Here is a 4,042-nt window from a genome sequence, read left to right on the forward strand (position 1 = left end):
CTGCTGGACAACGACCGCAACCAGATCGAACTCTTCACCGCCCTGCTGCTGTCCCTGCCCGGCTCGCCGATCCTCTACTACGGCGACGAGATCGGCATGGGCGACAACATCTGGCTCGGCGACCGCGACGCCGTCCGCACCCCCATGCAGTGGACCCCCGACCGCAACGCGGGCTTCTCCTCCTGCGACCCCGGCCGCCTCTTCCTCCCCACCATCATGGACCCCGTCTACGGCTACCAGGTCACCAACGTCGAAGCCGCCATGTCCTCCCCCTCGTCACTGCTGCACTGGACCCGCCGCATGATCGAGATCCGCAAACAGAACATGGCCTTCGGCCTCGGCTCCTACACAGAACTCCCCTCCTCCAACCCCGCCGTCATCGCCTTCCTGCGCGAGTACAAGGACGACCTCGTCCTGTGCGTCCACAACTTCTCGCGCTTCGCACAACCGACAGAACTGGACCTGAGTGCGTTCAACGGGAGGCATCCCGTCGAGCTGATCGGCGGGGTACGCTTCCCAGCCATCGGTGACCTGCCGTATCTGCTCACCCTCGCAGGTCATGGCTTCTACTGGTTCCGGCTCCGCAAGGACGCGGTCTAGAACTGCGGCGGGGCGGTTTCCTCCGCCCCGCCCTGGGCACGCATGAGTAACACCCCGACTCCCCCGGCCTCACAGGGTCTCCGGGTCCTGGGTCTCTGGACCTCCGGCTCCCTCGGTATCCGGGGAAAGGACGCGACGCCATGTCGGAAGCAGCAACCCACTCTGCCTCGACCCCGGCCGCCCGCTCTGCCACGGCCCCGGCCGTACGCCCCGAGCTGCTCGCGTCCCTGGATCCCCTGCTGCGGGAGTGGCTGCCGCGGCAGCGCTGGTTCGCGGGCAAGGGCCGTCCGGTGACCGGGTTCTCGCTGGTGTCGGCCACGGAACTGCTGCCGCCGACCGGCCCCCTGGGCCTGCTCCACCTTCTCGTGCGCGCCCACCAGCCGCTCACCCCGGCGCAGGGCGCCCTCCCGCACCCGAGCGACTGCTACCAGCTGCTGATAGGCGTCCGGGGGGCACTGCCACCCAGGCTCGCACCCGCGCTGATCGGGCACCTTGAGGAAGGGCCGCTGGCCGGCCTCACGGTGTACGAGGCGCTGCACGACGCGCGCCCCGCCGACGTACTCCTGGAAGCCCTGCGCACCCAGGCCCGGATCGGTGACCTGCGCTTCGAGCGCCCCGGCCGCCAGGAAGACCGGGGCAGCCGGACCATCCGGGACGATCTGGTGCCGCGGCTGGTCACCTCCGAACAGTCGAACTCGTCCGTCGTCTATGGAGATACGTTCATTCTCAAGCTGTTGCGGCGGATCGTGCCGGGCACCAACCCGGACCTGGAGCTGCCGCTGCTGCTGTCCCGGGAGGGCTGCGCGCGGGTGCCAGCGCCGGTGGCGTGGATACTCGCGGAGCTGGGTGAGGAGACGTACACCCTGGGTGTACTGCAACCTTTCGTCCGGGGTGCGGCGGACGGCTGGGAGCTGGCGCTGCGCGAGCTGGCCAAGGGTGCGGACTTCGGCGCCGAGGCGCGGGCGCTGGGCCGCGCCACCGCCGAGGTGCACACGGCGCTCGCTCGCGCGCTGCCCACGGTCACGCTGGGCCACGCGCAGATGGAGCCGCTCGTCGACGGAATGACCCAGCGCCTGGACGCCGCCGCGCAGGCGGTACCGGCGCTGCGGCCGTACGCTCCCGGCCTGCGCACCGCCTTCGAGGCGCTGACCGACCTGGCCGCCGAGGGCGGCGCCTGGACCGCGCAGCGCATCCACGGCGATCTGCACCTCGGGCAGTGCCTGCGTTCGCCGTCCGGGGAGTGGTCGCTGATCGACTTCGAGGGCGAGCCGTCGAAGCCGCTCGCCGAACGCCGGATGCCGCAACCCCCGGCGCGTGACATCGCGGGCATGCTCCGCTCCTTCGACTACGCCGCCCACTCGCACCACCCCCTGGCACCCGGCTGGGCCGACACCTGCCGGGCCGCGTACTGCACCGGATACGCCGAGGTCACCGGAGTCGACCCGCGCACCGACCCCGTACTGCTGCGCGCCTACGAGACGGACAAGGCGGTGTACGAAGTCGTGTACGAGGCCCGGCACCGTCCCGACTGGCTCCCCGTACCGCTGGCGGCGGTGCGCCGACTCGCGGCGGACGCCACCGCCCCCTGACCGTCCCCCCATCCTGCATCGTTTCCAGGAGGCCCTGCCCGTGACGCCCCGTCCCTCGTCCGACGACAGTCCGAAGAAGACCGGCGCGAAGAAGAAGGCTGCCGCCGAGGGGAAGCCGACGGCCAAAACGCCCAAGACGGCTGATGCCAAGAAGGCCGACAAGGTCGGCAAGAGCTCGAAGAAGACACGGGAGGCGGATCCGCTGCCCGCCGCCGACAGCGCTCCCGCGTTCGCCGGTGTGCAGCCTGGCGACCGCGAGCGGCTGCTCAGCGGCACGCACCACGACCCGCACGGGGTGCTCGGGGCCCATCCCATACCTGGAGGCGTGGCCTTCCGGACCTTCCGCCCGTACGCGCTGGCGGTGACCGTCGTGACGGACGAGCTGCGGGCCGAGCTCCAGGACGACGGGGACGGTTTCTTCTCGGGCCTGCTGCCCCTGCGCGCCGTACCGCCGTCGTACCGCCTGCTCGTCTCGTACGAGGGGACGGACCAGGAACCCCTTGAAAGCGACGACGCGTACCGTTTCCTGCCCGCGATCGGCGAGCTCGACCTGCATCTGTTCGGCGAGGGCCGCCATGAGCAGTTGTGGCGGGCGCTCGGCGCGGAGCCGATGGTCCACCAGGGCGTGGCGGGCACCCGCTTCACGGTCTGGGCGCCGAACGCGCGCGGTGTCCGGGTGGCCGGCACCTTCAACTTCTGGGACGGCGCGGCGTATCCGATGCGGTCGCTCGGTTCCTCCGGGGTGTGGGAACTGTTCGTGCCCGCGATCGGTGACGGCGAGCTCTACAAGTTCGACATCACCCGCGCCGACGGTTCACACACCCTGCGCGCGGACCCGATGGCCCGGCGCACCGAGGTGCCGCCCAAGACGTCGTCGATCGTGACCTCGTCGTCGTACGTGTGGGACGACGCCGCATGGATGGCAACCCGCGCCTCACGTCCCGTCCACGAGGCACCCTTCTCCGTCTACGAGATCCACCTGGCGTCCTGGCGCCCGGGACTGACCTACCGCCAGCTCGCCGACCAACTCCCCTCCTACGTCGCCGACCTGGGCTTCACCCACGTCGAGCTGATGCCGGTGGCGGAGCATCCCTTCGGCGGCTCCTGGGGCTACCAGGTCACCGGCTTCTACGCCCCCACCGCCCGCCTCGGCACCCCCGACGACTTCAAATACCTGGTCGACGCCCTCCACCGGGCCGGCATCGGCGTCGTCATGGACTGGGTCCCCGCCCACTTCCCCCGCGACGACTGGGCCCTGGCCGAATTCGACGGCCGCCCCCTGTACGAACACGAAGACCCCCAGCGTGCCGCCCATCCCGACTGGGGCACCCTGGAGTTCGACTACGGCCGCCGCGAGGTCCGCAACTTCCTCGTCGCCAACGCCGTCTACTGGTGCGAGGAATTCCACATCGACGGCCTCCGCGTCGACGCCGTCGCCTCCATGCTCTACCTCGATTACTCCCGCGAACCCGGCCAGTGGACCCCCAACGAACACGGCGGCCGCGAGAACCCCGACGCCGTCGCCTTCCTCCAGGAGATGAACGCCACCGTCTACCGCCGCAACCCCGGCGTCGTCACCATCGCCGAGGAGTCCACGGCCTGGGACGGCGTCACCCGGGCCACGGATCACATCGGCCCCGGCGGCTTCGGCGGTCTCGGTTTCGGTCTGAAGTGGAACATGGGCTGGATGCACGACTCGCTGGACTACGCGGCGCACGAGCCGGTCTACCGCAAGTACCACCACCACGAGATGACCTTCTCCATGGTGTACGCCTACAGCGAGAACTACGTCCTGCCCATCTCCCACGACGAAGTAGTCCACGGCAAACGCTCACTGGTATCCAAGATGCCGG

At 70.1% G+C, this 4,042-nt stretch carries 3 protein-coding genes; all 3 read left to right on the forward strand.

Translation table 11 applies throughout. The features are described from left to right. On the forward strand, positions 1-600 hold a 600-nt coding region (locus ACFWP7_RS42390; protein ID WP_384393935.1), incomplete at its 5' end, for an alpha-glucosidase C-terminal domain-containing protein. Between the two features lie 140 nt (positions 601-740). After that, positions 741-2,189 carry a phosphotransferase gene (locus ACFWP7_RS42395; RefSeq protein ID WP_384393938.1) on the forward strand — a complete coding sequence of 483 codons (1,449 nt, stop codon included), beginning with the start codon at positions 741-743 and terminating at the stop codon, positions 2,187-2,189. 34 nt (positions 2,190-2,223) lie between these two features. Continuing rightward, positions 2,224-4,042, forward strand: a 1,819-nt coding sequence (glgB, locus tag ACFWP7_RS42400) for a 1,4-alpha-glucan branching enzyme (protein ID WP_384393941.1), incomplete at its 3' end; no start/stop codon positions are given.

The organism is Streptomyces sp. NPDC058470 (assembly GCF_042721055.1).
Lineage (GTDB): Bacteria > Actinomycetota > Actinomycetes > Streptomycetales > Streptomycetaceae > Streptomyces.

Bases quoted from the DNA above. Each gene is read 5' to 3' on its own strand.
- ACFWP7_RS42395 (WP_384393938.1), top strand. From the start codon at position 741: ATGTCGGAAGCAGCAACCCACTCTGCCTCGACCCCGGCCGCCCGCTCT.